Annotated in this window: 24 protein-coding genes; 6 read left to right on the forward strand and 18 right to left on the reverse strand. The window is 66.4% G+C overall.

The window, feature by feature from the left end; all coding sequences use genetic code 11:
- Positions 1-12: 12 nt before the first annotated feature.
- From AC6RIC_RS02735 to AC6RIC_RS02780, 10 genes are all read right to left on the reverse strand, one after another.
- A complete protein-coding gene (locus tag AC6RIC_RS02735) occupies positions 13-534 on the reverse strand; it encodes a hypothetical protein (protein WP_499735004.1) in 522 nt (173 codons plus the stop codon).
- 11 nt (positions 535-545) lie between these two features.
- Positions 546-1,475 (reverse strand): nucleoside hydrolase, encoded by a 930-nt coding sequence (locus AC6RIC_RS02740; RefSeq protein ID WP_499735005.1) that lies wholly within the window; start codon positions 1,473-1,475, stop codon positions 546-548.
- A 4-nt stretch (positions 1,476-1,479) separates the two neighbouring features.
- Positions 1,480-2,253, reverse strand: a complete 774-nt coding sequence (locus AC6RIC_RS02745) for an ATP-binding cassette domain-containing protein (protein WP_454654563.1) — start codon at positions 2,251-2,253, stop codon at positions 1,480-1,482.
- A gap of 146 nt (positions 2,254-2,399) precedes the next feature.
- Positions 2,400-3,320 carry a sugar ABC transporter substrate-binding protein gene (locus AC6RIC_RS02750; protein ID WP_499735006.1) on the reverse strand — a complete coding sequence of 307 codons (921 nt, stop codon included), beginning with the start codon at positions 3,318-3,320 and terminating at the stop codon, positions 2,400-2,402.
- Positions 3,321-3,382: 62 nt separating this feature from the next.
- A complete protein-coding gene (locus tag AC6RIC_RS02755) occupies positions 3,383-4,339 on the reverse strand; it encodes an ABC transporter permease (RefSeq protein ID WP_499735007.1) in 957 nt (318 codons plus the stop codon).
- Positions 4,340-4,410: 71 nt separating this feature from the next.
- Positions 4,411-5,937 (reverse strand): xylulokinase, encoded by a 1,527-nt coding sequence (locus AC6RIC_RS02760; protein ID WP_499735008.1) that lies wholly within the window; start codon positions 5,935-5,937, stop codon positions 4,411-4,413.
- A gap of 168 nt (positions 5,938-6,105) precedes the next feature.
- A complete protein-coding gene (locus AC6RIC_RS02765) occupies positions 6,106-7,113 on the reverse strand; it encodes a Gfo/Idh/MocA family protein (protein WP_499735009.1) in 1,008 nt (335 codons plus the stop codon).
- A 154-nt stretch (positions 7,114-7,267) separates the two neighbouring features.
- A complete protein-coding gene (locus AC6RIC_RS02770; protein ID WP_454654568.1) occupies positions 7,268-7,444 on the reverse strand; it encodes a hypothetical protein in 177 nt (58 codons plus the stop codon).
- A gap of 20 nt (positions 7,445-7,464) precedes the next feature.
- Positions 7,465-7,902 carry a hypothetical protein gene (locus AC6RIC_RS02775; RefSeq protein ID WP_499735010.1) on the reverse strand — a complete coding sequence of 146 codons (438 nt, stop codon included), beginning with the start codon at positions 7,900-7,902 and terminating at the stop codon, positions 7,465-7,467.
- 147 nt (positions 7,903-8,049) lie between these two features.
- Positions 8,050-9,234, reverse strand: coding sequence for an ROK family protein (locus tag AC6RIC_RS02780; protein WP_499735011.1), 1,185 nt, complete (start codon positions 9,232-9,234; stop codon positions 8,050-8,052).
- A gap of 116 nt (positions 9,235-9,350) precedes the next feature.
- Here AC6RIC_RS02780 and AC6RIC_RS02785 point away from each other — a divergent pair, with 116 nt between their 5' ends.
- From AC6RIC_RS02785 to AC6RIC_RS02795, 3 genes are read left to right on the forward strand one after another with little or no spacing between them, the layout of a single operon-like run.
- Positions 9,351-10,097: a glucosamine-6-phosphate deaminase gene (locus tag AC6RIC_RS02785; protein ID WP_499735012.1), complete on the forward strand. Its 747-nt coding sequence runs from the start codon at positions 9,351-9,353 to the stop codon at positions 10,095-10,097.
- 2 nt (positions 10,098-10,099) lie between these two features.
- Positions 10,100-11,134 (forward strand): N-acetylglucosamine-6-phosphate deacetylase, encoded by a 1,035-nt coding sequence (locus AC6RIC_RS02790; RefSeq protein WP_499735013.1) that lies wholly within the window; start codon positions 10,100-10,102, stop codon positions 11,132-11,134.
- Between the two features lie 32 nt (positions 11,135-11,166).
- The gene (locus tag AC6RIC_RS02795; protein ID WP_454654575.1) at positions 11,167-12,360 is read left to right on the forward strand and encodes an extracellular solute-binding protein; all 1,194 of its coding nucleotides are present in this window, start codon (positions 11,167-11,169) and stop codon (positions 12,358-12,360) included.
- A gap of 112 nt (positions 12,361-12,472) precedes the next feature.
- On the opposite strand, the gene AC6RIC_RS02800 is transcribed toward AC6RIC_RS02795, so the two are convergent.
- The 5 genes from AC6RIC_RS02800 to AC6RIC_RS02820 form a co-directional block, all read right to left on the reverse strand.
- Entirely contained in the window at positions 12,473-14,134 is a 1,662-nt protein-coding gene (locus tag AC6RIC_RS02800; protein WP_499735014.1) for an ABC transporter ATP-binding protein, read from the reverse strand.
- The gene (locus AC6RIC_RS02805) at positions 14,131-14,949 is read right to left on the reverse strand and encodes an ABC transporter permease (RefSeq protein ID WP_454658920.1); all 819 of its coding nucleotides are present in this window, start codon (positions 14,947-14,949) and stop codon (positions 14,131-14,133) included. Before AC6RIC_RS02805 ends, AC6RIC_RS02800 begins: the two co-directional genes overlap by 4 nt.
- A gap of 68 nt (positions 14,950-15,017) precedes the next feature.
- Positions 15,018-15,962 carry an ABC transporter permease gene (locus tag AC6RIC_RS02810; RefSeq protein WP_454654578.1) on the reverse strand — a complete coding sequence of 315 codons (945 nt, stop codon included), beginning with the start codon at positions 15,960-15,962 and terminating at the stop codon, positions 15,018-15,020.
- Positions 15,963-16,027: 65 nt separating this feature from the next.
- Entirely contained in the window at positions 16,028-17,569 is a 1,542-nt protein-coding gene (locus tag AC6RIC_RS02815; RefSeq protein ID WP_499735015.1) for an ABC transporter substrate-binding protein, read from the reverse strand.
- Between the two features lie 29 nt (positions 17,570-17,598).
- The gene (locus tag AC6RIC_RS02820) at positions 17,599-18,483 is read right to left on the reverse strand and encodes an alpha/beta hydrolase (protein WP_499735016.1); all 885 of its coding nucleotides are present in this window, start codon (positions 18,481-18,483) and stop codon (positions 17,599-17,601) included.
- Between the two features lie 191 nt (positions 18,484-18,674).
- Between AC6RIC_RS02820 and AC6RIC_RS02825 the strand changes: the two genes are divergently transcribed.
- Positions 18,675-19,340 (forward strand): GntR family transcriptional regulator, encoded by a 666-nt coding sequence (locus AC6RIC_RS02825; protein WP_499735017.1) that lies wholly within the window; start codon positions 18,675-18,677, stop codon positions 19,338-19,340.
- A 13-nt stretch (positions 19,341-19,353) separates the two neighbouring features.
- Here the strand turns inward: AC6RIC_RS02825 and AC6RIC_RS02830 are convergent, their stop codons facing one another.
- The 3 genes from AC6RIC_RS02830 to AC6RIC_RS02840 form a co-directional block, all read right to left on the reverse strand.
- A complete protein-coding gene (locus AC6RIC_RS02830) occupies positions 19,354-20,895 on the reverse strand; it encodes an ABC transporter substrate-binding protein (protein WP_499735018.1) in 1,542 nt (513 codons plus the stop codon).
- An 86-nt stretch (positions 20,896-20,981) separates the two neighbouring features.
- On the reverse strand, positions 20,982-22,538 hold the full coding sequence (locus AC6RIC_RS02835) for an ABC transporter substrate-binding protein (protein WP_499735019.1): 1,557 nt from the start codon (positions 22,536-22,538) through the stop codon (positions 20,982-20,984).
- A 42-nt stretch (positions 22,539-22,580) separates the two neighbouring features.
- A complete protein-coding gene (locus tag AC6RIC_RS02840; RefSeq protein WP_499735020.1) occupies positions 22,581-23,723 on the reverse strand; it encodes a C45 family autoproteolytic acyltransferase/hydrolase in 1,143 nt (380 codons plus the stop codon).
- A gap of 84 nt (positions 23,724-23,807) precedes the next feature.
- Between AC6RIC_RS02840 and AC6RIC_RS02845 the strand changes: the two genes are divergently transcribed.
- Positions 23,808-24,698, forward strand: a complete 891-nt coding sequence (locus tag AC6RIC_RS02845) for a GntR family transcriptional regulator (RefSeq protein ID WP_499735021.1) — start codon at positions 23,808-23,810, stop codon at positions 24,696-24,698.
- Between the two features lie 108 nt (positions 24,699-24,806).
- Positions 24,807-26,057: an aminopeptidase gene (locus AC6RIC_RS02850; protein ID WP_499735022.1), complete on the forward strand. Its 1,251-nt coding sequence runs from the start codon at positions 24,807-24,809 to the stop codon at positions 26,055-26,057.
- The last annotated feature ends 64 nt before the right edge of the window (positions 26,058-26,121 follow it).

Consider the following 26,121-nt stretch of genomic DNA (forward strand, 5'->3'; position numbering starts at 1 on the left):
GTCGCAAACTGCTCAGCGGCAGAAATCGGCGCAGCCGGCTTCCCAGAATGCTTTGCCGGATTCAGGCGCCGGCACGGAGGGGCGCGGCTTGCGGCCGGGCAGCTCGGTGGGGACGGGTTTTACCCATTCCCACCAGCCATGGGCGCATTGCGAGCGGAAGGCCATCTGGTCGGAGATCGAGGTTCCCTCCTGCTCCAGCACCGCACCGAGCGCCGCGCAGGTTTCGCGCAGGCGCGTGTCATGGGCATCGCTCGGATCATTGGCGTAGTCGTGGAAGGCCTCGGTGAAGGTCTCCATTTCGCGGGCGATATGCGGCCAGTCGCTACGCCCGAGATTCCAGGCGTCCATCCATTCGCGCACGACGGTCTCGACGGCTTCGGCCTTGGGCTTGTCCTTGACCTTGCGGGCCGTGGTCAGCATGTGGCGCATCAATTCGGCGCGGGCATGGGCATGGCGGGCGCGCAGGGCCGCTTCCTGCATCTGCGCGATGGCTTCCGCTGCTTCCTGCTGCAGCGCTTCGACGAAATGCGGCATGTCCTAGTCTTTCAAGGCAGCGTGGCGAGGCGTTCGATCATCTGCTCGAACAGGTCATGGGCCTTCACGGCTGAGACGACATGGGCGTTGGGCTCACGCCTAAGGCGACCGTTCCAGTCGATGGTCGTGCGCCCGCGCAAGGGGCCGTCGCCGGTCTCGATTGCGACGAAGCAGTCGCGGCCCTCGAACAAGTCCGGCCAGAGCAGGAAGGCGATGACGCAGGGGTCGTGCATCGGGTGGCCGTTCGAGCCGAGCCCGCCGGGACGCGGGCGCGTCAGCATGCCGTGAACGGCCTTGCCCGCCGCGTTGCCGAGCGCGCCGATGCGGGCGATCTGGTCATGGCTGGCGATAGCTTGGAACGTGACGCCGAGGCCGAACATCACGATAGGTCGACCGCAATCGAACACGACCGCTGCGGCATGCGGGTCGACATAGGTGTTGAACTCGGCGGCCGGCGTGATGTTGCCGAGGCCGATGGCGCCGCCCATCAGTACGATGCGTTTGACCTTCGGCAGGATGTCCGGCGCCAGCCGGAAGGCGAGGGCGAGATTGGTCAGCGGCCCGAGCGGGCAGAGCGTGATGCCCTCCGCAGGCGCTGCACGGCAGATATCGATGATCGCCTGCACGGCATGGCCGGGTGCCGCCTCGCTTTTCGGTGGGGGCAGATCGGCTCCAGCGAGCCCATCCGGGCCGCAGACGAATTCCGCGGTTTCGAGAGCGAAGACCAGCGGAGCTTCGGCACCGCGATGGACGGGGATGTCGTCGCGGCTGGCGAGGTCGCGGATGCGCAGGGCATTCGCGGTGGTCTGCATGACCGGGACATTGCCGGCGACCGTGGTGATCGCCCTGAGATCGATCCGCTCGGCGCTGGCGAAGGCGAGCAGCAGGGCGACGGCGTCGTCCTGGCCGGGATCGGTATCGATGATGATGGCTTCGCGCATCGCTTCAGGCTGCCTTGGCGTTGCCGGCCATGATCATATGGGCGATGTCGTCGGCAGTGAGATCGCCGAGCGGCCGGTCCACGTATTTGCGGCCCGCGCCCATGATCACGACGCGATCTGCCAACGCCACGACGTCGCGCATGTTGTGGCTGATCAGGATGACGGTGCGCCCATCCGCCTTGAGCTTGCGGATGAGGTCGAGGACGAGCGCGCTTTCCTTGACGCCGAGCGCGGCGGTGGGCTCGTCCATGATGATGATCTCGGCGTTCCAGCGCAGTGCGCGCGAGATCGCGACCGCCTGACGCTGGCCGCCGGAGAGGCGCTCGACCGGCCGCGTCATGTCGGTGACCGCGGCGGAGAGCTGCGAGAGATAGCGCTGCGATTCCGCGATCATCTTCTTCTTGTCGAGGATGCGCAGGAAGGGCAGCAGGACAGGCTTGGTCAATTCCGAGCCCATGAAGACGTTCTGGGCGATGGAGAGGCGCGGCGCCAGCGCGAGGTCCTGGTAGATCGTCGCGACGCCGTTCTCCAGCGCGTCATGCGGCGAGGCGAAGGTGACCGGCTTGCCGCGCAGGCTGATCGTGCCGCTGGTCGCTTCCTCGGCGCCGGAGATCACCTTGATCAGGCTCGACTTCCCGGCGCCGTTGTCGCCGCAGAGCGCCACGACCTCGCCCTTGAAGATGTCGAGATCGACATCGCGGACGGCGACGACCGGGCCATAGGCCTTGCCTATGCCGCGCAGCGAGAGGAGGGGGGTGGGAGAGGTCGTTAAGGTCATGGCCTCAATGCTCGTCATGGGCCCGAATGGCTGGCGCTGCCGTCATGCTCGCCCTTGTGGCGGGCATCCACGTCTTGAACACCGCCCTCGAACGACGAAGGCGTGGATGGTCGGGACAGGCCCGACCATGACGCGGGAAGCACGCCTCACTTCTTCAGGAATTGCTGGACGTTGTTCTTGTCGACCAGCACGGCTTCCGTGAAGAGATAGGGGCCGGGCGTGATGCTCTCCTTCGGCTTCTTGTCGACGACAATCGCCTGGATAGCATCGACCGCCTGCTTGCCCATCTCGTCGAAGGGCACGGCGACGGTCGCCATGAAGGTCGAGTTCGGATCGGCGATGCGCTCGTAGCTTTCCTTGCCGCCATCGACCGAGACCAGCGGGATCTGGCCCTTCTTCACGCCCTGGGCCTGCAGCAGGTCGTCGATGATATAGGCCTGGCCGTCGAAGGAAGCCCAGATGCCGTTGATCTTGCCCTGGTTCTGCAACAGCAGCGCCTGCATGCCGGCGCGGACATCGTCGCGCCAGCTCTGGGTGCGGGCCATCGAGAACTTGCCGAGTTCTTTCACAGCCTGGTTCTCGGCGAGGACGGCGTCGAGCAGGCGGCCGCGGATGCGCGAGGCGACGTTGAGGTCGAAGCGGGCCGAGACGATGTTGCCCTGGTAGCCGAGCTGGCCGAGCAGGTAGAGCGCGGCATCGGCGCCGACCTTGTACTCGTTGGTCTGGATGTCGAAGAGCGCATGCGGGCTCGAGCCCGACTGCACGGTGATGACCGGGATCTTGGCATCCTTCGCCGCTTTGAACTGGGCATCGGCCTCGACCGGCTTGCCCATGGCGATGATGATCGCGTCGACCTTCTTGGCGATCAGCGCGTCGAACTGCTCGGCATGCTTGGGCAGCGCGCCTTCCGAGTTCAGCAGCGTGACGTTCCAGCCCTTGGCCTTGGCGGCGGCCGCCGCGGCGTTGGCGACGCGCGCATGCGTCTCCGAGGTGAACTGGAAGCCGATGACGCCGAGCTCGAAGGCGCTCGCGGACTGGCCGAGCGCGACGAGCGCTGCGGCGGCCACCAGCATTTTCCTGAAACCGAACATGAAACCCACTCCCCTCATTCCGATCGTTGTCGTTGAACCTAAACCTTGAACGCCGCCTTCTTCATCGCGCTGGCCGAGAAGGCGACCGAGCCGATGATGATCGCGCCGAGCACGATGTCCTGGATGTAATAGGGCGCGCCCATCAGCACCAAGCCGTTGCCGAGCACCTTGAGTACCAGCGCCGCAAAGACCGTGCCGGGAATGTTGGGCTTGCCGGGCTCGAACATGGTCATGCCGAGCAGCACGGCGGCGATGGCGTAGAGCAGGTAGTCGCCCGCCATGTTCGGCGCGGCCGAGGACAGGTTGGCGGCGAGCAGCATGGCCATCAGGCCGGCGAAGACGCCGGAGAGCAAGAGTCCGATGCGCTTCATCCGGGCCGTGGCGATGCCGGCGAGCCGCGCCGCCTCGTCCGCCTCGCCGGTCGCGACCATATGTGCGCCGGTCCGCGTCCATTTGACGAGGCCATAGGCGAAGAGCGTCGCGCCCGCCATCCAGAGCACGAGATTGGGAATGCCGAAGGAGTAGCCGCGGGCGAGCCCGGTGAAGCTGACCGGCCAGCGCCCGACGAAGGCGACGCCCTGCGTGATCATGAAGGCGAAGCCCTTGGCGATGGCTGCGGTGCCCAGCGTCATGATCAGCGAGGGGATGCGCAGCACGGTGACGCCGTAGCCATTCAGCGTGCCCAGCACGATGCCGACGCCAAGGGCAGCCGATACCGCGACGGCCGGCGGATATTGCGCATGGACCAGCCAGCCGCAGACGACCGCCGCGAGGCTTGCCATCTCCGCGACGGAGAGGTCGAGTTCGGCCACGGTGAAGGCCAGCGCGAAGCCGAGAGCGAGGATGGCGAGGAAGCTCGTATCCTTCAGCACGTTGATGATGTTCATCGTGCTGGCGAAGTTCGGCGCGAAGATGAAGAAGAACAGGATCAGCGCGAAGCCGGCGAGCGCCGTGCCGTAGCGTCCGATCAGTTCGCGCGGGTCGATGCGGCCCAAGCTCAGCGTTCCTTCTTCGCGATCATATGCGCGCCGGCGTCCGGCTTCGAATCGTCGGCATGATCAGTCCTTTACGTCGCGCTTTCCCGGTTGGCGAGGCCGGGCAACGCGGCCGTGTCCTGCGCCAGCGCGACGAGATCGGCCGAGATCGGGGCCAGCGCCGCTTCGCTCTGCCGGTAGAGGGCGTAGAGTGCGTTATAGGCCGGGCGGCGCGCCGGGTCGGGCTCGTAGCGGCGGGCGATCGAAACAAGCGTGCCCTGCGCGGCTTCCAGCGAGGCGAAGCGGCCAAGCCCTGTCCAGGCGATGATCGCGGCGCCGAGCAGGCCGGGTTCCCTGGCCGTGCCGACTGCAATCGGGCGGCCGCAGATATCGGCCTTGACCTGCGCCCAGACCGGATTGGCGGCGGCGCCACCGCCGAAGCGGATCTCGTTGACGCGGTTGCCGAGCGCGCCTTCCGCCCGCTCCAGCACGAGGCGGTTTTGGCAGGCGACGCCTTCGAGCACGGCATAGGCGAGATCGGTCGGGCCATGCTGGCGGCCGAGCCCGATGAAGGCGCCGCGCAGGTTCGGGTCCCAATAGGGCACGCGCTCGCCCTGCAGATAGGGCAGGAAAAGCAGCGGCTGCGGATGACGTGGACCGGCAAGGAGTCGCTCGATGGTCTCGCCGACGGGGCCGGTGTTGCCGAGCAGGCCGGCGAGCCAGGCGGCTGTGTCGGCGCCGTTCTGGCTGGGGCCGCCGAGATGCCAGAGGCCGCGCCAATCGACGGAGATCAGCCCCTCGGCCTCCGCCTGATCGGGCCCGAGCACGCCGAGCACTTCGGTGGTGCCGGAGATGTTGTAGGCATAGCCTGATCGAAGGGCACCGAGCCCCGCCACCGCCGCCCAGGTATCGTTGCAACCGCAGAAGACGGGCACGCCGGCGAGCCTGTCGAAGGGTGCGGGCAGACCGGCGCGGACGGAGGAGACGATCTCAGTGGGTTCGAGGATCGTGGGGATCACGCCCGGCGGCAGCCCAATGGCACCAAATCCCGAGCGGCCATCGGCGTTCTCGGTGCAGGCAATCAATCGCGCGAGCGAGACCGGGTCGCTCGCGCGCCGGCTGGTCAGGCAAAAGTTCAGGTAGTCCTTGGGCTCAAGCACGCAAGCGAGCGCGCGGGCGTTCTCAGGCTCGTTCTCGGCCAACCAGGCGAGGCGCGCGAGCGGGTGGAAGGCGTTGATGCGGGGGGCTTCCGGATGATCGGCCAGCGCCTCGCGCAAGCGGGAGGCGATTCCGTCGGAACGTGCATCCTTCCAGGTCATGGCGGGGCGTAGTTCCTGCCCGTCATGCCCGAGAAAGACCTGTGTCCGGGTGACGCCGCAGATCGCGATGCCCTGGACGCTTGCGAACGGCTCCGGCGCTTGTTCGGCGAGCTTGCCGGCTGCTTCCAGCAGTTGCGCCCACCACGCCGTGGCCGCGACTTCCGAGCGGTCGAGATGGTCGTGCAGGGCCGGGCCGGGCACCGTATGCTCGGCCAATGTCGTTCCGCGATCGTCGATCAGCGCGGCGCGGAAGCTGCTGCCGCCGAGATCACAGGCGAGGACGACGTTTATCGGAGACATTTGGATAGCAACATACGCGTCATTCCGGACAAGCCGCGAAGCGGCGCCGATCCGGAATCCATCATAGGGCTCCGCGCTCTACGATGGATTCCGGGGCCAGCCCGGAATGACGGCGTTTCATTATCGGCAACACATCCAAATCATCTCGAAGTCAAGAAACCGATCGCGTCACCCCTGCCGTGCAGCTTTCAGGATGTCGTCGACGAGCCTCTGCGAGGCCAGCGCCTCCTCACCGGTGACGATGGGGTCGCGGCCCTGCTCGATCGCATCGAGGAAATCAGCGATGACGGCGCGGTGGGCGTCATGCGGGAAATCCATGATGTTGGCGCCGCTGCCGGTCGAGCCCTCGGCCTCGACGATCTCCTCGCGCCCGTCGAGATAGGCGAGGCGCAGGCGCCCGCCGATCAGGGCGGCGAAGCCCTTGGTGCCGGTGATCTCGATGCGTTCGGGGTAGCCGGGATAGGCGGCGGTGGTCGTCACCAGCGTGGCGGGGGCGCCGTTGCCGGTTTCGAGGAGGGCGGAGACGTAGTCCTCGGTTTCCATGCGGTGAAGGGCGGTGGTGCGGGCTTGCGCTGCCACAACGCGGGAGACGCCGACGAGCGAACGGAACAGGTCGAGCGAGTGGATCGCCTGGGTCAGCAGCACACCGCCGCCGTCGCGGGCGAGCGTGCCGCGTCCGGGCTCGTCGTAATAGCTCTGCGGGCGCCACCAGGGCACGGAGAGGAAGGCGGCTTCGATCGTGCCGAGTTCGCCGGATTGCAGCGCAGCCTTCAAGCGCAGGCTCGCCGGACGAAAGCGATGCTGCAGAGTGACACCGAAGGTCTTGCCGGTCCGGCGGGCGGTATCGACGAGGCGCTGGCCGCGCTCGCTGGTCAGCTCGAGAGGCTTCTCGGCCAGAACATGTTTGCCGGCTTCAAGGCACAGCGCGGAGACATCGAGATGGCTCGACGGCGGCGTCAGCACGATGCAGGCGTCGACCGCCGGGTCGGCCAGAACGGCGTCGAGATCGGTCGTGGTCGGGAAGGGGAACCGCGCGGCATAGGCCCTGGCGCGATCCGGCGTGCGGCTGACCGCCCAGCGCGTCTCGGCGCGACCAGCGAGGTCGAGCAGGCTTTTCGAATGCGGCAGGGAAGCGGGGCCGAGCCCGATCACGGCGATGCCGAGCTTGCGTGTCATGTCAGACGTTCCCCATCTTCATTCAATCATTCCACCGTGGTCATCCCGGACAAGCGACGAAGCCGCGCCGATCCGGGATCCATGCCGGAGCGTTTCCGGCAGAGGTTCAGGCATGGATCCCGGGTCTCCCTGCGGTCGCCCGGGATGACAGCGTTCAGGTTGCTTGTGGGCGCGCCGGCAGCCAGGCTGCCTTGGCCTGCGCTTCCAGCGCGAGCCGGCAGACAGTGAAGGCGTGGCGCTGGCTCATCGCGGTTTCGCTGCGGGCGGCGATATCGGCGACCAGATTGCGGAAATAGGTCAGGGGCTCGCCGGCGGCATTGCCCGCCCGCATCGCGTGAACAGCCAATGCCGCTAGACGACGGCGACGCCTTCGTTCCGGCCGAAATTGCGTTGCATCATCAGCGCCTGCTCGTGATAGACCTCCTCCGGCTTCGGCAGGTGCTTGGCGTGGGACTTCCAGACATCGACCCAGAGCCCCTGCTGGATGCCGTCCGACATGGCGCCGGGGCCGGTCAGCACGAGGTCGATACCGACGCGGTTGGCCGCCTGCTGGGCCTTGAGCTTGGCCGGCAGTTCCGGCGAGGGCGCGCGCGAGAAATTCAGGCGCGAGATCAGCTTCGGATCGTCCCTGGCGAATTTCTCGATTGCCGTCTGGGTCAGCTGAAGATTGCCGGCGACATCGATGATGTTGAGGGCGACGGGGGCGCTTTGCGCCAGTGCTCCGCCGGCTTTCAACGCAGCGAGGCCGGCCGCTCCGGCCATGACGGTGCGACGTGTCGGGTGGATCATGATCTCTCCCTGGGTTCGGCTCTCTTTTGCGATGCCGTGAGCGGCATCCGGAGCATCTGACTGGGATACTAGTGTACCACATTTCGAGGCGCCAGTGGATTCGACGGCATGGCGGGCACCTTGCTGCGGCATCGGGAGCCGCTTGATTCAGGTCTGTTCGAGCAGGAGCGCTTCGGTCGCGCGGCTGAGTAAAGGCGCGGCGGCGCCGTGAATTTCATAGAGATGGCTGGCGGGCACGCCGGCGAGATCGGGCACGGCGAAGCCCTCCATGGTGCCTTCCGCCCGGAACAGGGTGTTGAACCGGGCCCAGAGCTGCGGGTTGGCGGAGAAGGGGCCGCTGATGGCGATGCGGGCCGGGAAGAGCATGCGGCAGGCGTTGGCGAGCGTGCGGGCGAGCAGTTCGGTCGCCATTTCGACCTCCGGCAAGGCGAGCAGGTCGAGGCCGGCGAGCTGCCGGGCCAGGCGGACCTCGTCCTGGTCGAGATCGGGCCAATGCCGGCGCAGAGCCGGGAGCAGGGACCAGAGCGCGGCGCCGGTTTCGAGGCAGGCGGTGTTGCCGCAGCCGCAGCGGCGCCCGCGCAGCGCCGCGAGCCGCCAATGGCCGATCTCACCGAAGGAGCCGGTCGGCGCGAAGGGTTCGCCGTCGACGGCATAGGCGAGGCCGACGCCCCAGCCCCAGTGCAGCAGGATCGTCCCGCCTGCGAAACCCTCGGGCTCGCGGGCGGCACGGGCGCGCAGTTCGGCGTCGAGATTACGGCAGATCGTGACGGGGCCGGCCACGGGTTCGAGCACGGAGGCGATGTCGAGCCCGCGCATGCGCGGCCAGCGCGAGGCTAACAGCCACTGGCCCTGCTTCAGGTCGATCAGTCCGGAAAGCGAGACGGCCGTGCCGGCATGGCTCATGCCCGGCGGCATCGCGTCGAGGAGATCGCGGGCCAGTTCGGCCATGACCGCCGCGATCGCTGCATTGTCGGCATCGCCGGCAATCGGGCGTCGGCGCTCGGCGACGAGATGGCCGTTGAGGTCGACCAGCGCGCCGGAGAGCGACTGGCTGGAGACATAGATCACGGAAGCGCCGATACGGCGGGTATGGGCGACGAGGATCGCCGGCGGCCTGCCGCGACCGCTTGCCTCACTGAGCGCCTCGATGACGAGGCGGCGCGCGATGAGGTCGCCGACAACCCGCGAGACGCTGGTCGAGCGCAACTGCAGGATGCGGCCGATATCGGCGCGCGAATGCGCTTCGCCATTCAGGATCAGCCGATAGATCCGGGCGCAGTCCCGGTCATGGGCAAGCGCGAGGCGGGTTTCGTCGAGCGTCAGCAGGGACAAGGCGGACTCTATTCAGAACGGTTGCGTTCAAAATTAATCGTTGCGTTTCGGACGAAGCTTCATAAGCTCGTTTCCAGAATATCGGAAATTTTCTGGCGCAAAAGGTTCAAAATTCGATGATCGAGATGCATCTCGCCTCCGACAAGGACGAGCTCGGCCGGCAGGCGGCGGCGCTTGGCGCGCAGGCGATCCGGGACGAGCTCGCCCGCCATGGCGCGGCGACGATCATCGTGGCGACCGGCGCCAGCCAGTTCGAGATGTTGAACCATCTCGTCGTGGCCGAGGGCATCGACTGGTCGAAGGTCACGGCCTTCCATCTCGACGAATATGTCGGCCTGCCCGAGAGCCATCCGGCGAGCTTCCGGCGTTATCTGCGCGAGCGCTTCATGGCCCCGCTGAAGAATGCGCCGAGCTTCATTCCGGTCGATGGCGAGGGCGATCCCGCGGCGGCCGTGAAACAGCTTAACCAGCAGATCGCCGGCAAGCGCATCGCGGTCTGCTTTGCGGGCTTCGGCGAGAACTGCCATCTCGCCTTCAACGATCCGCCGGCCGACTTCGACACGGAAGAGCCCTATCTGGTCGTGAATCTCGACGATGCCTGCCGGCAACAGCAATTCGGCGAGGGCTGGTTCCCGAGCTTCGACGCGGTGCCGCAGCAGGCGATCTCGATGAGCATCCGCCAGATTCTGAAGAGCGAGCTGATCGTCCTCTCGGTCTCCGACACCCGCAAGGCCGCGGCAACGAAGGCGGCGCTGGAAGGGCCGGTGAGCAATCTCAGCCCCGCCTCGATCCTGCAGACGCACAAGCGGACCGTGCTGTTCATCGATCCGCCGGCGGCCTCCCTGCTCAACCGGAAGAGCTGACCATGCATACGCCCGGTCTTGTCGACCTCCAGGTAAACGGCTTTGCCGGGTTGGATTTCAACTCCGGTACGGTCACAGTGGCCGAGCTCGACCGGGCGCTGGAGGCGATGCTGGCGACGGGCGTCACCACTTGCCTGCCGACCATCATCACCGCGCATCCGCATGAGCTGGAAGAGCGCTTTCGCGCGCTCGATGCGGCGGTGAAGGGCAGCCGGCTCGGGCCATTGATGTGCCCGGGCTACCATCTCGAAGGCCCGTTCCTGAACCCGTCGGCCGGTTATTGCGGCTGCCATCCGCCGGAGGCGATGACGGCGGCTACTCCCGAGCTCATCGCGCATCTCGAAGGGCTTTTGTCGCGGCCGATCCTGATGGTGACGCTGGCGCCGGAGATCGAGGGCGGCATAGCGCTCGCCGGCGAACTCGCCCGCATGGGCAAGGTCGTCGCCATCGGCCATTCCGCCGCCGATTTCGACGTTGTCGCCGCTGCCGCCGATGTCGGGGTGACACTCTCGACCCATCTCGGCAATGGCCTGCCGCAGGATCTGCCCAAGCTGTCGAACGCGCTTTTCGCGCAGCTTGGGGAAGACCGCATGATGGCCGGCTTCATCGCCGACGGCATCCATCTGCCGCCGAAGGCGCTGAAGAGTCTGATCCGGGCCAAGGGTTTCGAACGCTCGATCCTCGTTACCGATGCGGTGGTGGCAGCCGGCGCCGTGCCCGGCCGCTACAGCTTCGCCGGGATGCCGGTCGAACTCCGGGTCGACGGATCGGTCTATCAGGTCAACGGAAGCTCGCTGGCGGGCTCGGCCCTCAAGCTCGACGACGCCGTGCGCAATGTCGTCGCCTGGGGGATTGCGACGCCCCAGGAGGCGGTCGCGATGGCCTCGACCCATGCGCTGGCCTGCATCGCTGACGCACTGGCCGGTGCCGGCATCACCTTGCCGGAGAGCGCGATCGAATGGTCGCCGGATCTCCGGGTTCGCAGCGTGCGCGTCGGCAACGAGCGCCGCGACTTCGCCGCCGAGGCGGCAGCCTGAAGACGTCATCAACCAAAGAAAAGGGGAGAAGCATGAGTGAATTTTCGAAAGGCGTGGATCGCCGCACCGTCCTGGGCGGGCTCGGCGCGCTGACGCTCGGTGGCACCGGAGCGCGTGCGGCCGTGCCGGCGCTGCCCTCGGCGCCGGTCGGCATCAACATCATCGATGTCGGCGGTGCACTGGCCCTGATGCAGCAGGCCTTCGACGACTACCGCGCCAACAACCCCAAGCTGGTCTCGCGCATCACCTATGTGAAGGCGCCGGCGCCGGAGCTGGCGAGCAAGATCAAGGCGCAGCAGGATGCCGGCCGTTCCGATCTCGACCTCGTCCTGACCGGCTCGGACGGGCTCGCGGCCGGTCTCGAGCAGAATCTCTGGCTCAAGATCTTCCCGGATTTCGCCGAGAAATTCCCGAACATCGAGCAGAACTACGAGCCGGCGGCGCTCAACCTGCACAAGGTTCAGGGTGCGGGCTTCGGCACGGTGGTGAACTACTACCCGTCCGGGCCTCTGCTCGAATACATGCCCGCACGCGTCAAGCAGGTGCCGACCACGGCCGAGGAATTGCTCGCCTGGGCCAAGGCCAACCCGAACAAGTTCATGTATGCGCGCCCGACCAATTCGGGACCGGGCCGCACCTTCATGATGGGCCTGCCCTATATCCTCGGCGACAAGGATCCGCAGGACCCGGTCAATGGCTGGGACAAGACCTGGGCCTATCTGCAGGAGATCGGCGAGTACATCGAGTACTACCCGGCCGGCACCGGCGCGACGATGAAGGAGTTCGGCGACGGCTCGCGCGACATCATCATCTCGACCACGGGTTGGGACATCAACCCGCGCGCGCTCGGCATCGTGCCGAAGGAAGCGAAGATCCAGACGCTGAAGGGCTTCCACTGGGTCTCGGACGCCTTCTTCATGTGCGTGCCGAAGGGCATCCCGAACGACCGCCTCGCCGTCGTGCTCGACATCATGGCGCATGTGCTGACGCCGAAGATGCAGGCCTATTCCTATGACGAGGGCTATCTCTATCCGGGCCCGGCAGTGAAGGACGTGCCGCTCTCGCTGGCGCCGAAGCGCAGCCAGGAGGTGATCGCGGAGTTCGGCCGGCCCGAATATGCCGACCTCATCGCGAAGAACCCGATCGAGCTGCCGCTGAAGCCCGACAAGATGGTCGTCGCCTTCCGCAAATGGGACGAGCTGGTCGGCGCCAAGCGCAAGCGCTGATCGACAAAGCCACCTCTTCGCTCCGCCCTGCGGCGGAGCGAAAGAAAGGCCCGGAAGCCATCACGCGGTGCCGCCGCCGAGGATGGGTTCCGGGCCTCTTTGTTTCGGCCTCTCAGCCGACGATCGCCTTGTCGTTTTCGGTTCGTCTCCAGAAGAGCCTCACCCCACCCTCGCTCGTGCTTTCCAGTCCTGGGACTGCTGCGAGGAGCTTCTGTGTGTAGGGGTGTTTTGGGTTGTCGAAGATGTCGTCGCGTGGTCCTTCCTCGACGATCTTGCCGTCCTGCATGACGATGACGCGGTCGGCGACCTGCTCGACCACGCCGAGATCATGGCTGATGAACAGGCAGGAGAAGCCGTGCTTCTTCTGGAGCTCGTCGAAGAGCTCGAGCACCTGCGCGCGCACGGTGACGTCGAGCGCCGAGACCGGCTCGTCGGCGATGACGAAGCTCGGCCGGCGCACGATGGCGCGGGCGATCGCGATGCGCTGGCGCTGCCCGCCCGAGAGCTCGTGCGGATAACGCTCGGCGAAGCCGTCGCCCAGGCCCACCTCGGAGAGCACCTCGGCGACGCGCGCCTTGCGCTCGGCCGGGCTCATGTCGGGGACGAGACGCAGCGGCTCGGCCACGAGCTGGCCGATGGTCATGCGCGGATCGAGCGAGGAGTAGGGATCCTGGAAGACCATCTGGCAGTTCAGCCGGTAGTCCCAGTAGGCCGTCTCGCTCTTGGCGATCGGCTTGCCGTTGAAGCGGATCTCGCCGCCGGCCGGCTTGACCAGCCCCGCGATCGACTGGCCGAGCGTGGTCTTGCCCGAGCCCGAGCCGCCGACCACCGCGACGACCTCGCCGGGCTGCACGTCGAGGCTGATGCCGTGCAGCGCCCGCTTGGCCTGCTCCTTGCGGAAGAAGCCCTGCCGGCCGGGATATTCGACGACGAGGTCGCGGACCGCGACGATCGGCGTCTTCGCCTCCGGGACCAGCCGCGCCGGCAGTCGGTGCGGCATCGCCGAGAGCAGCTTGCGGGTATAGGGGTGCCGCGGCCGGGCCAGGATGTCGTCGCTCAGGCCCTGCTCGACCACGTCGCCCTGGCACATCACGACGATGCGGCTGCAATAGCGCGCGACCATGCCGAGATCATGCGAGATCAGCAGCACCGCGGTGTCGTTGGCCTGGGTCAGCTCGACCATCAGCTCCATGACGTCGCGCTGGACGACGGCGTCGAGCGCCGTGGTCGGCTCGTCCGCCAGCAGCAAAGCCGGCTTCAGCAACATCACCGAGGCCAGCATGATGCGCTGGCGCATGCCGCCGGAGAACTGGTGCGGATAGGCGGTGAGCGCGCCTTCCGGATCGCGCAGGCCCACGCTCCTGAGCATGTCGAGGATCAGCGCCCGGCGCTGGCTCGCATCGAGCTTGCGGTGCAGCGCCAGCCCCTCGTCGAGCTGGCGCCCGATCAGCATCGAGGGGTTGAGCGAGGTCATCGGCTCCTGGAAGACCATGCCGACCTTGGAGCCGCGCATGGCGCGCAGGTCCTTCGGGCTCATCGCCATGACGTCCTGCCCGTCGAAGCGGATCGTGCCGCCGTCGAGCCGGACCGCCGGTGGGATGAAGCCCATCACGGCGCGCGCCGCGAGCGTTTTCCCTGAGCCGGATTCGCCGACGATGCCGACGATCTCGCCGGGATAGACCTGGAAGGAGACGTCGTTGACCACGGTCCGGCCGGAGCCGCCGATCTTCAGCGTGAGACCGGAGACATCGAGGAGAGGCGCTATCTTGGTCATCGCGAGCCCCTCATCCGCGGGTCGAGCCGGTCGCGCACGGCGTCGCCGAGCAGGTTGATGCCGAGCAGGGTCAGCGAGATGCACAGGCCCGGGAAGATGCCGAGCCAGACGGCCTGGCCGATATAGGGCCGGGAGCCTGCGAGCATGTTGCCCCAGGTCGGGGCCGGCGGCGGCACGCCGAGACCGAGGAAGGAGAGCGCGCTCTCGGCCAGGAGCACATAGCCGAACATCGAGGTCGCCAGCACGGTCAAGGGCGCGATGCAGTTCGGCAGGATGTGGCGGGCCATGGTGAAGCCCTCGGAGTTGCCCATCACGCGCGAGGCGGCGATGAACTCGCGCTCGCGCAGCGAGAGCACCGTGCCGCGCACGACGCGGGCGACCGACGGCGTATAGGCGATGCCGAGCGCGACGATGATGCCGTATTTGTTGGCGCCGACCACCGCGAGCAGGCCGAGCGCCAGCAGGATGCCGGGGAAGGCCAGCAGCGCATCGTTGAACGCCATGATGATGCGGTCGGTCCAGCCGCGCATATAGCCGGAGAACAGGCCGATCGTGGTGCCCGCGATGACGGCGAGCGTCACCGTCAGGATCGAGATCCAGACCGAGGTTGCGGCGCCCGCCATCAGGCGCGAGAGCACGTCGCGGCCGAACTCGTCGGTGCCGAGCCAGTGCAGCGCGCTGGGCGCCGCCAGCTTCTCGCGGAAGGAGAGCTTGAGCGGATCATAGGGCGTCCAGAGCGCGCCGATGCAGGCTGTCACGAGCAGGATGCCGATCAGCGTGCCGCCGACGATCGCATTGGGGGCGGGGAGCTTCATGCGGCGGGCCTTCTTCACGGAGGCGCCGGTGCTCGGGGTGCTGTTGCTGGTCATGGTGCCGTCGCTGCTCATTGGGCGGTCACCCTTGGATCGAAGACCGGGTAGCAGAGGTCGATGACGAGGTTCACCAGCACATAGGTGAAGGCGACGAAGAGCATGCAGCCCTGGATGACCGGATAGTCGCGGGCGAAGATCGCATCGACCAGCAGGCGCCCGAGGCCGGGGATGGTGAAGACCGTTTCCACGACCGCGATGCCGCCGAGCAGGTTGCCGAGCACGAGGCCGATCAGCGTCCAGGTCGGGCCGAAGGCGTTCTTGAAGGCGTGGCGCCAGAGCACGGCGCCCTCCGACAGGCCCTTGGCGCGGGCATGGGTGATGTAGTCGAGCCGGAGCACCTCGAGCGTCGAGGCCCGCGCCATGCGCAGGATCACGCCGATCTCGTGCAGGAACAGCGTCAGGATCGGCATGACCAGATAGAGGATGCCGGCCCAGGGGTTCTCCGCGATCGAGACATAGCCGACCACCGGCAGCCATTCGAGCTTGAGCCCGAAGAACAGCAGCAGCAGGAGACCCAGCCAGAAGGTCGGGATCGAGAGCAGGAGCGTCGCAGTCGCGACGAGGCTGAGGTCGAGCGCGGAATCCTGCTTCCAGGCGGCGATGACGCCGGCCGGCACCGCGACGCAGCTCGCCAGCAGCACCGCGACCAGCACGATCTGGGCCGAGACCCAGAAGCGCTGCAGGATCAGCGGCAGCACCGCCTGCTGCGACGAGATCGACTGGCCGAAATCGCCGCTCACGACATTGCCGATCCAGATGCCGAACTGCACCGGCAGCGACTGGTCGAGACCCAGACGCGCGCGCAGGTCGGCCAGGCTCGCGGGCGTCGCCAGGTCACCCAGCATCAACTGGGCCGGATCGCCCGGAATCAACCGGATCAGGACAAACACCGACACCGCAACGATCAGCAGCGTCGGCAAGGCCATCGCGATCCGCGTCAGCGCAAACCGAAACATCAAAGGCCCTCCCAAGCCTCAGGAACAAAAACAGGCCCAGCCGTGAGGCGAAGCCGGAACACGCCTCACTTCGAGACGCTGACCTCCCAAAGGCGCAGCTGCGACGCCCAGGGCGTCACGCCGCTGACCTTCTTGGAATGGGCGACGATATCGAGGTCGTTATGGGTGAAGATGGTCGGGACCTCGTTGATGAAGCGCTTGTGCAGGTCGTCGAAGATCTTCTGGCGCTCAGCGGTGTCGGTGACCACCATCGACTTCTGGATCAGGGCGAGCGCCTCCGGCTCCTCCCAGATCTTGCGCGGCTGCTTGTCCTTCGGGCCGGAGATCTGCTCGAACCCGAGCGCGGGGTCGAAGCGGCTCGAATAGGAGAAGGACTGCATCTGGTAATTGCCCTTGTTGTAGCGATCCAGCTGCGTCGCCCATTCAAGGACCTCGATCTCGGCATTGATGCCGGCCGCCTGCATCATCGCCTGGGCGATGACGGCGGTGTTGAAGCTCGGCACCGAGGAGCGCTTGTTGGCGAGGATCACGATCTTCTCGCCCTTGTAGCCGGCCTTCTGCAGCAGCGCCTTGGCGGCGGCGGGGTCGTATTTGAAGCCCTGCTTCTCGGCGTCGCCGTAATACTTGGAGGTCGTGTAGACCGGCGAGTTGTTGGGCTTGCCGAGGCCGTTGGTGACGTTGGCGACGAGCTCGGGGAAATCGATCGCGGCGGCGATCGCCTGGCGCAGCGCCTGGTTCTTCATGACGGGATCGCGCGTCTGGATGATCAGGCTGTGCCGGACCGGGTTCGGCGCGATGGCGAGCGTCAGGTTCGCGGCCTTCTTGAGGTCGGGCACGTCCGATTCCGGCATCAGCGCCATGTCGAGCGAGCCGGCGAGGAGGCCGGCCTTCACCGTCGCCGCGTCGGGGATGACCATGAAGCGGGCTTCCTTCACCAGCGGGCGCTTCGAGCCGATATAGCCGTCGCGCTTGTCGCCCTTGGGCGAGACATACTGGTCGAAGGCAAGGAGCTGGACCGACTGGGCGCGCTTCCACTCGCCGAGCATGAAGGGGCCGGTGCCGATCGGTTTGTCCCAGCTGCCATCGGCCTTGACCGAGTCCTTGTGGATCACGGCCGTGCCGCCGCAATCGGCGCGGGCGAGCGAGTCGAGGAAGAGGCCGTTCGGCTCGTTGATCTCCATCACGACGGTGTTGGCATTGGGAGCCGAGGTCTTCTCGACCTTGAGGCCGTTGCGGCCGTCGAAATCTGACAAGCAACGCCAGTCGGTCTTCGGGTCCATGTAGCGGGTCCAGCTCCACAGCACGTCGGCCGAGGTCATGGTCGCGCCGTTATGGAACTTCACGCCCTTGCGCAGGCGAAAGGTGTAGGTCTTGCCATCCGGCGAGATCTCGACCTTTTCGGCCAGCAGCGGGCCGACCGAGCCGTCCTCGGCATAACCGACAAGGCCCTCGACCATGTGCAGCACGACGGAATCGGTGTTGCCGTCGCGGTTCACGCCCGGATTGGTCGAGCGGATGTCGGCGTTGAGCACGGCGGTCAGCGTCTGGGCCTGCAGGGCGCCGGCCGAAAGGGCCAGCACAGCGGCGGAGACAAGGAAGCGCTTCATGATGTTTCCCCTGTTGTTCTTGTGATCGCTTAGCCGGCCTTGCGGGCGGCGCGGATGCGGCGAAGCTCGCCGGCGAAGAAATCCTCGACGACCGGCACGACCTTGACGCCGTCATGGGGCGTGTTCGGCACGAGGTCGAAGCGGGCGGTGATGCCGTGTTCGGCGAAATTGTCGCGCAGGCTCGCCAGCCGCTCCGGCCGGTTGGTGCCGGCATGGTTGGCGTCGGGCATCCAGTTGCGGCCGCCCGGCTTGTGGGTGATCTCCCAGGTCTCCAGATCGGCGGCGCCGACGACCATCTGCACCGCGACCTGCTTCATCGCGGGAATGTCGAGCTCCTGGCCGAAGAGTTCGGCGAAGTTGCGCGTGCCGACCCACCAGTCGCGGCTCGGGTCGAGCAGGGTGACCGAGCCCGGCGCGCCGATCGAGACGCCCCAGAGTTTGCTCGGCTGCAGCATCAGGAAGCGGTGGGCGAAATGGCCGCCGCCGGAATAACCGAACAGGCCGAAGCGATCGAAGCTGATGCCGTAACGCTCGGAGACCTCCTCGACGATGGCGAGCAGGACATGGTCGTAACGGAGGTTGCCCTCGCGCATGTACTTGAAACCGTCGCGATAGCCGTCGCCCATCACGCCGATCGGGAAGAGCGGCGCCAGGATGATGCAGTTGTTCCAGCGGGCGAAGGCCGAGAAGGCGTCGCGATAGCCGGTGAAGCCGCGGCCGGTGCCGTGCATGGCGACGATCAGCTCCGGCTTCTCGCCGCCCTGGCCCAGGCTCGGCGGGACATAGAGGCAATAGGGGAAGCGCGGATCGTGCTTCGAGGAATAGATCGAGGTCGGGCCGTACTCGTAGAGCGCCTTGGCGCGGGCGGCCGCCTCGGCATCGGGCTTGGCGGTTTGTTCTGCCACGGCGTTCACGGGCTCTCTCCTATGGCGAAATTATTGGCGCCAATTATGTTGCATGATATGGTTGTCTTCGCAACCAACTTCTTCCGTGTCGCGCGAATCCTGCTAGAGCGTTGGTTCGCCGAATGTTCGCTGACGCGGACCTTCGGTTCTTCATGCGAACCGGTGTCCAACCCGCTCGAAAATGCTTTAGAGAGCCTGCCATGACGTCCGAGCGGAAACGCAAGAACACCAGCACGCGGCGCGCCATGCTCGCCAACGAGATCGCGCAGGCGATCCGTCTGCGCGCGTTCAGGCCGGGCGAGTGGCTGCGCCAGATCGATCTCGAGGAGCGCTTCCAGGCGACGCGCTTCGACGTGCGCAGCGCGCTCGACGAGCTCGCCGTGCGCAAGACGATCGAGCATGTCCCGAACCGGGGCTATCGCGTCGCCGAGGTCGACCTGAAGACCTATGAGGAGATTCTCGCGACGCGCATCATCCTGGAGCGGGCGACGGCCGAAGGCATCGTCGCGCAGATCGACGACGCTGCGATCGCACGGCTGGACGCGCTCGCGGCGCAGTTCTCCACTGCGGTCACGACCGGCAGCCGGACTGAGCAGAGCGAGATCAACCGCGCCTTCCATCAATTCATGTACTCCTTCTGCGGCAATGCCGTGCTGGAGGAGATGATCTGGGGCCTGCGCGACCGCGGGCGCGGTTCGCAGATCACTGTGTGGAGCTCGCATGAACTGCTCCAGAAGAGCGACCGCGAGCATTTCGAGATGATGGCGGCCCTGAAGGCGCGCGATGCGGGGCGGCTGGCGGCCCTGATCGCGACCCATATCATCAAGGGCGCGCCCGTCGGCCCGGCGCCGATCGAGCCGGGCTGAACGGCCGCCACCCTCATTTGGCGACGGCGACCTCCCAGAGGCGCGGCTTGGAGGCGACCCACGGGGCAAAGCCCTGCAGGCGCTTCGAGACGACGGCCGTGTCGACCTGATTGTAGAGGAAGATCAGCGGCGCATCGGCCAGCATCATCACATGGAGCTGGTCGAAGATCTTGCGGCGCTCGGCCTCGTCACTGACCAGCGTCGCCTTCTCGATGAGAGCGTCGGCCTCGCGATTGTCCCAGACCTTGGAGGGCAATTTGTCCTTCGGGCCGGAGAACTGGTTGTAGCTCTGGGCGGGGTCGATGCGGGCGGAGTAGCTGAAGGACATTATCTGGTAGTTGCCCTTCGAGAAGCGGTCGAGCTGCGTCGCCCATTCCAGGATCTCGATATCGGCCTTGATGCCGGCGGCTTGCAGCATGGCCTGCGCCATGATCGCGATCGGATAGCTCGGTACGGTCGAGCGCTTGTTGGCGATCAGCTTGATCGTCTCGCCCTTGTAGCCGGCCTCGGCGAGCAGCTTCTTCACGCGAGCGGGATCGTGCGTGTAGCGCTTCTTCTGGACCTCGTCGTAATAGGGCGAGGTAACATAGACAGCCGAGTTGTTGACCTTGCCGAGCCCGTTCGAGACGGCGCCGACGATCTCGTCCTGATCGAACGCCGCCATGATCGCCTGGCGCATACGGACGTCGCTGAGCAGCGGGTCGCGGCTCTGGAGCAGGATACCGTGCTTGGTGGCGCTTGGCGCCGTCAGCACCTGCAGGCCGCTCTTCTTCATTTCAGGCACGTCTTCGTCTGGCACGTCGGCGACGTCGAGCGCACCTGACATCAGGCCGGCCTTGACGGTCGCGCCATCGGCAATGGCGAGGAACTTGACCTCGGCCGTGAGCGGGCGCTTCGAGCCGACATAGCCGTCGCGCTTGTCGCCGGTCGGGGAGGCATAGGCGTCGAAGCGCTTGAGCAGGACGAATTCGCCGCGGCGCCAGTCGGCGAGCTGGAAGGGACCGGTGCCGACCGGCTTGTCCCAGCTCCCGTCGGCCTTGACGGAGTCCTTGTGCAAGATCGCGACCATGGCGCAGTCGGTGCGGGCCATGGTGTCCAGGAAGAGCGCGCTCGGCTTTTCCAGCTTCATCACGAAGGTCGCGGCGTCGGGAGCGGTGGCTTCCGTGACCTTGAGGCCGATGCGCCCGTCGAATTCCGGTTTGCAGCGCCAGTCGGTCTTCGCGTCCATGTAGCGGTTCCAGCTCCACAGCACGTCGGCCGAGCTCATCTCGGCGCCGTTATGGAACTTCACGCCCTTGCGCAGGTGGAAGGTGTAGGTCAGTCCGTCCGGCGAAACGTCGATCTTCTCGGCGAGGAGGGGCGCGACGGCGCCGTTCTCGCGGTAGCCGACAAGGCCCTCGACCATGTGCAGCACCACGGCATCGGTATTGTCGTCGCGGTTGACGCCCGGATTGGTTGAACGGATGTCGGCATTGAGCGCGACATTGATGGTCTGAGCCTGCGCCGCGCCGGCAAGAAGCGCGAGCGTCAGCACAGAGGCCGAAAAGCGGATCATTCCCGTTCCCTCGTTGTCTTGTCGTCCGGGCATGCCCCATGGGGCATGCCGCGCTGTCGGAGGTCGCGAAAGGCGAGGTGGTGGCCTTACGGGCCGGTGCTGACTTCCCAGGCGCGGGGCAGCGAGCTCAGCGTCGAGACATAGCCCTTGGTCTTGGCGCCCATGGCACCGCCGACGATGCCGTTATAGAGCATCACCATCGGCACCTCGGCGATGAAGCGCTTGTGCAGTTCGTCGAAGATCTTCTGGCGCTCGGCCTTGTCGTTCACGACCATGGACTTATCGAGCAGGGCCTGCACCTCCGGATTGTCCCAGAGCTTGCGCGGCTGCTTGTCCTTCGGGCCGGTCATCGACTCGTAGCTGAGAGCAGGGTCCATGCGGCCGGAATAGGGGAAGGCCTGGATCGTGTAATTGCCCTTGCTGTAGCGGTCGAGCTGCGTCGCCCATTCCAGCACCTCGATCTCGATGTTGAAGCCGACGGCCTGCAGCATCTGCTGGGCGACGACGGCGGCGTCGAAGCTTTCGGGGTAGCGCTTGTTGGCGAGCATCACGATCTTCTCGCCTTTGTAGCCGGCCTCCGCGAGGAGCTTCTTGGCTGTGGCGGGGTCGTGTTTCCAGCCCTGCTTCTGGACCGGGCCGTAATAGGCGGAGAGCGCCGGAACGATCGAATTGTTGGGCGAGCCGATGCCGTCGGTGACGGCGCCGACCAGCTCCTTGGAGTCGATCGCCGCGGCCATCGCCTGGCGCAGCTTGACGTTCTGCAGCAGCGGGTCGCGGGTCTGGATGATCAGGCCGACGAGACCCATGCTGGTGACGACCGAGGTCTTGACCTTATCGTTCTTCTTGAGCTCGGCGATGTCGGTATTGGCGATATCCGGGACGATATCGATATCGCCCTTGAGCAGGGCGGCCTTGGCGGTCGCGTTGTCGGGAATGACGAGGAAGCGGACCTCGTCAACCAGCGGCCTCTTGGCGCCGGTCAGGCCGTCGACCTTGCCGGGCAGCGAGGCGTAGTCGGCGAAGCGATCCAGCTTGATGTACTCGCCGCGCTTCCATTCCGCGAACTTGAACGGGCCGGTGCCGATCGGCTTGTCGAAGGAGCCGTCGGCCTTGACCGAGTCCTTGTGGAGGATGCCGGTCATGGCGCAATCGGTGCGAGCGAGCGCCGAGAGGAAGAGCGCGCTCGGCTTGTCCAGGTCGAAGACGACGGTCTTGTCGTTCGGTGCCGAGATCTTCTCGACCTTGACCTGGCCGCGGCCGTCGAATTCCGAGAGGCAGCGCCAGTCGGTCTTCGGGTCCATGTAGCGGGTCCAGCTCCACATGACGTCGGCCGCGGTCAGCGGGGCGCCGTTATGGAACTTCACGCCCTGGCGGAGCGTAAAGGTGTAGCTCTTGCCGTCCGGGGAGATGTCGATCTTCTCGGCCAGCAGCGGCTTCGGCAGGGCGTCTTCGCCATAGGCGACGAGGCCCTCGACGATCTGAACGACGACGCCGTCGGTATTGGCGTCGCGGTTGACGCCCGGATTGATCGAGCGGATGTCGGCGCGCAGCTGGATCTTGAGCGTGCTCGCCCCGGCGGCCGGGACGAGGCCGCCGCACAGCAGCGCGGCGGCGAGGGCGGTCTTGGTGGTTCGGCGCATCATGTTCCCCTGTTGTTTTTTCGGTTGTGACGCGGTGTGACTGGATTATTCGGCCGCTTCGGCGAGCAGCACGGGCTCCTCGGTCAGGCTGTAGCGGGTGAAAACGCGGTTCTGGGCCGGCAGCGGCGCAACCTCCATGATCCCCTTGGCCGGCTGCATGATCACCATGGCGACCGTGGCCGAGAGGTTGCCCTGCTCGTTCGGGCGGGCCGGGCGGCAGACCGAATAGGGCGAGAGGAAATCGTCGAAGAAAGCCTGCTTGAGATCGTCGACGGTCAGCTTGCGGCCGGCCTCGTCGAGCAGCTTGCGGACGCGCCAGTCGCGATAGAAGCTCTCCGGCACGCGCGGGATGCCGGTGTCCTTGATCTTGGTCAGCGCAATCTGCCCGACCCAGTGGTTGGCATGCACGATCATGCCGTCCTGCGGATAGAGCGGGAAGGCCTCGTCCGGGGCGCATTCGAAGTCGATGCCAAAACCCTTCACGGTCGAGAGCATCATGTTGTTCGAGCAGGCCTTCGGCGTCGTCGCCACGGCCTTGATCGCGAAGGCGAGATGCTCCTGCTCCAGCACCTTGCGGCGGATCAGGGCGAGCGGCACGCCGGCCTGCGTGAAGTCACGCTCGGACTCGAGATAATTGGCGGTGATCGAGATGCCGGCCGCGTTCATGCCGCAGCGGGCGAGGCCGCCGGCCTCGACGAAGGTCAGGAAATCAGGGCCGTCGGTGCGGCGCACGCGCAGCACGATCGCGGTCTCCGCGCATTCGGCCTTCCAGTCCCAGTTCTGGCCGTGGATCAGTTCGCCCGAGGCGCTGCGCTCCGGCAGGATGATCGCGCCGGTGCAGCCGTCGTCGAGCTCCTCCTGGGCCTCGATCGGCTTGTTCTTGACGAGGCGTGCCTTGGCGATGACCTCGGTGCGGGCATTGACCATGACGATGTCTTCGAGTGCGACGCCGGCGCCGTCGGCGATGCCGCGCATCTCCTCGATGTAATGCGCGCCGAAAGCCTCGATCTCCTTCGCGAATTCGGCGATCAGTGCCGACTTGGCCTTGGCGTCGTAGCCGAGCTCGCCGAGCTGGCCGCCATAGAGCTCGATCGAGCGCTTGACGCGCTGCGGCACGGCCGCGCCGTGCTGGCGGCCACGCTCATAAGGGGTGCCGGATACATCGACGAAGGGGCAGGGCTGGACCATGGCGCATATCTTTCCGGTATGCTGACAGGAGATCGTGCTGTAGTGTATTTCATCATCAACTAAAACAATCAAGGGCCTTTCCCGATGGCGGCGCCGACCCGGCTGCAACAGGAGATCGCCGAACGCATCCTGCAGCTCGTGCGCGACGACGCACTGGCGGCCGGTGCCTGGCTCAACGAGAATGCGACGGCGAAGCGGCTCGGGGTGTCACGCACGCCCGTGCGTGCCGCGTTGGATCATCTGGCCGAGCAAGGGGTGGTGCGCCGGCATCTCAACAAGGGCATCGAGATCATCCAGCTTCCGGCGGCGAGCGACAGCGCCCGCCCGCCGGAGACGCTGGACCTCGCCATGGTGAGGCTGGCGCGCGAGCGCGAGAACGGCCTGCTGCCGGACGAGGTCTCGGAGCTGGAGGTGATGCGGCGCTACGAGCTCGGCCGGCCCGAGGCGCAGAAGCTGCTGGCGCGCCTCGCCGATCTCGACATGGTCGAGCGCAAGCCGGGCTATGGCTGGCGCTTCCTGCACGAGCCGCGCGACCAGCGCTTGCGCGACGAGAGCTACCGCTTCCGCCTGCTGATCGAGCCGATGGCGATGCTCGAACCAGGCTTCCAGCTCGATCCCGGCTGGATCGCCGAGATGCGGACGCGGCATATCGAGTCGCTGGAGCGGCCCTGGCGGGAATCGTCGAGCATCGCCTTCTACGAGATGAATGCCGATTTCCACGAGGGGCTGGCCGCTGCCACCGGCAACCGCTTCTTCCATTCGGCGATGCGGCGCCAGAACCAGCTCCGGCGCCTGTCGAACTATGACTGGGACCAGGGCATGGAGCGCGTGCGGGTGAACTGCGCCGAGCATATGGCCATGCTCGACCATCTGGAGGCGGGCGAGAACGAGGTCGCCTCGGCGCTGATGCGCAGCCATCTGCAGCGGGCGAGCAAGCTCAGGCGGATGAGCAAGGTGGATGGCACCGAGGGCTAACGCGTCGCCGCCCGGTCAGCGGGTGGCAGACTTGCCGTCGCGGTGGTTGACCCAGCGGCGATTTGGGCCAGCAATGGCCGCTATCCCGAATCCGACAGGTCGAGTGCCATGACTGTTCACCAGCGCCCGCAAGCCATCGATCCCGCCAAGCTCGACAAGCTGGCCGAGGTTGCCATCCGCGTCGGCCTCAATCTCCAGCCGGGACAGGACCTGTTCCTGACCGCGCCGGTCGCGGCACTGCCGCTGGTCCGGCTGATCGCCGCGCATGCCTACAAGGCCGGCGCCGGCATCGTGACGCCGATGCTGGCCGACGAGGAGGTGACACTGGCGCGCTATCGCTTTGCGCCGGATGCGAGCTTCGACAAGGCGCCGGCCTGGCTCTACAAGGGCGTCGCCGAGGCCTTTTCCGCCAATACCGCGCGGCTCGCCATCGTCGGCGACAACCCGATGCTGCTGGCGAACGAGGACCCGGCCAAGGTCGGCCGCGCCAGCAAGGCCAATTCGCTGGCCTACCAACCGGCGCTGGAGAAGATCGCCGGCTTCGACATCAACTGGAACATCCTGGCCTATCCGAGCGCGGCCTGGGCGAAGCAGGTCTTTCCGGACGATGCCGAGGAGGTCGCGGTCGGCAAGCTGGCGGAGGCGATCTTCTCGGCCTCGCGGATCGACCAAGCCGATCCGGTCGCGGCCTGGTCTGCGCATAATGCGGCGCTGCGGGCACGGCGCGACTGGCTGAACGGCCAGCGCTTCGCCTCGCTGCATTTTACCGGGCCGGGAACCGATCTGACGGTCGGACTTGCCGATGGCCATGATTGGCAGGGCGGCGCCTCGCCGGCCAAGAACGGTATCGTCTGCAACCCGAACATTCCGACCGAAGAGGTCTTCACCACGCCGCATGCGCGCCAGGTCGAAGGCCATGTCTCCAGCACCAAGCCGCTTTCCTATCAGGGCTCGCTGATCGACGAGATCCGCGTGCGCTTCGAGGGCGGGCGGATCGTCGAGGCCAAGGCCTCGCGCGGTGAAGCCGTGCTGAACAAGGTGCTGGATACCGACGAGGGCGCCCGCCGGCTCGGCGAAGTCGCGCTGGTGCCGAACTCATCGCCGATCTCGAAGAGCGGCATCCTGTTCTACAACACGCTCTTCGACGAGAACGCGTCCTGCCATATCGCGCTCGGACAGTGCTATTCGAAATGCTTCGTCGACGGCGCGAACCTGACGCCGGAGCAGATCGCGACGCAGGGCGGCAACAAGAGCCTGATCCATATCGACTGGATGATCGGCTCCGGCGAGGTCGATATCGACGGCGTTCACGCGGATGGCCGGCGTGTGCCGGTGTTCCGCAAGGGCGAATGGGCCTGAACGACAGAGGCTGCCGGCAACTCCGTCAGGGTCGGGCTTGTCCCGACCATCCACGTCTTCACCG

It is taken from the genome of Allobosea sp. TBD101 (assembly GCF_059817965.1).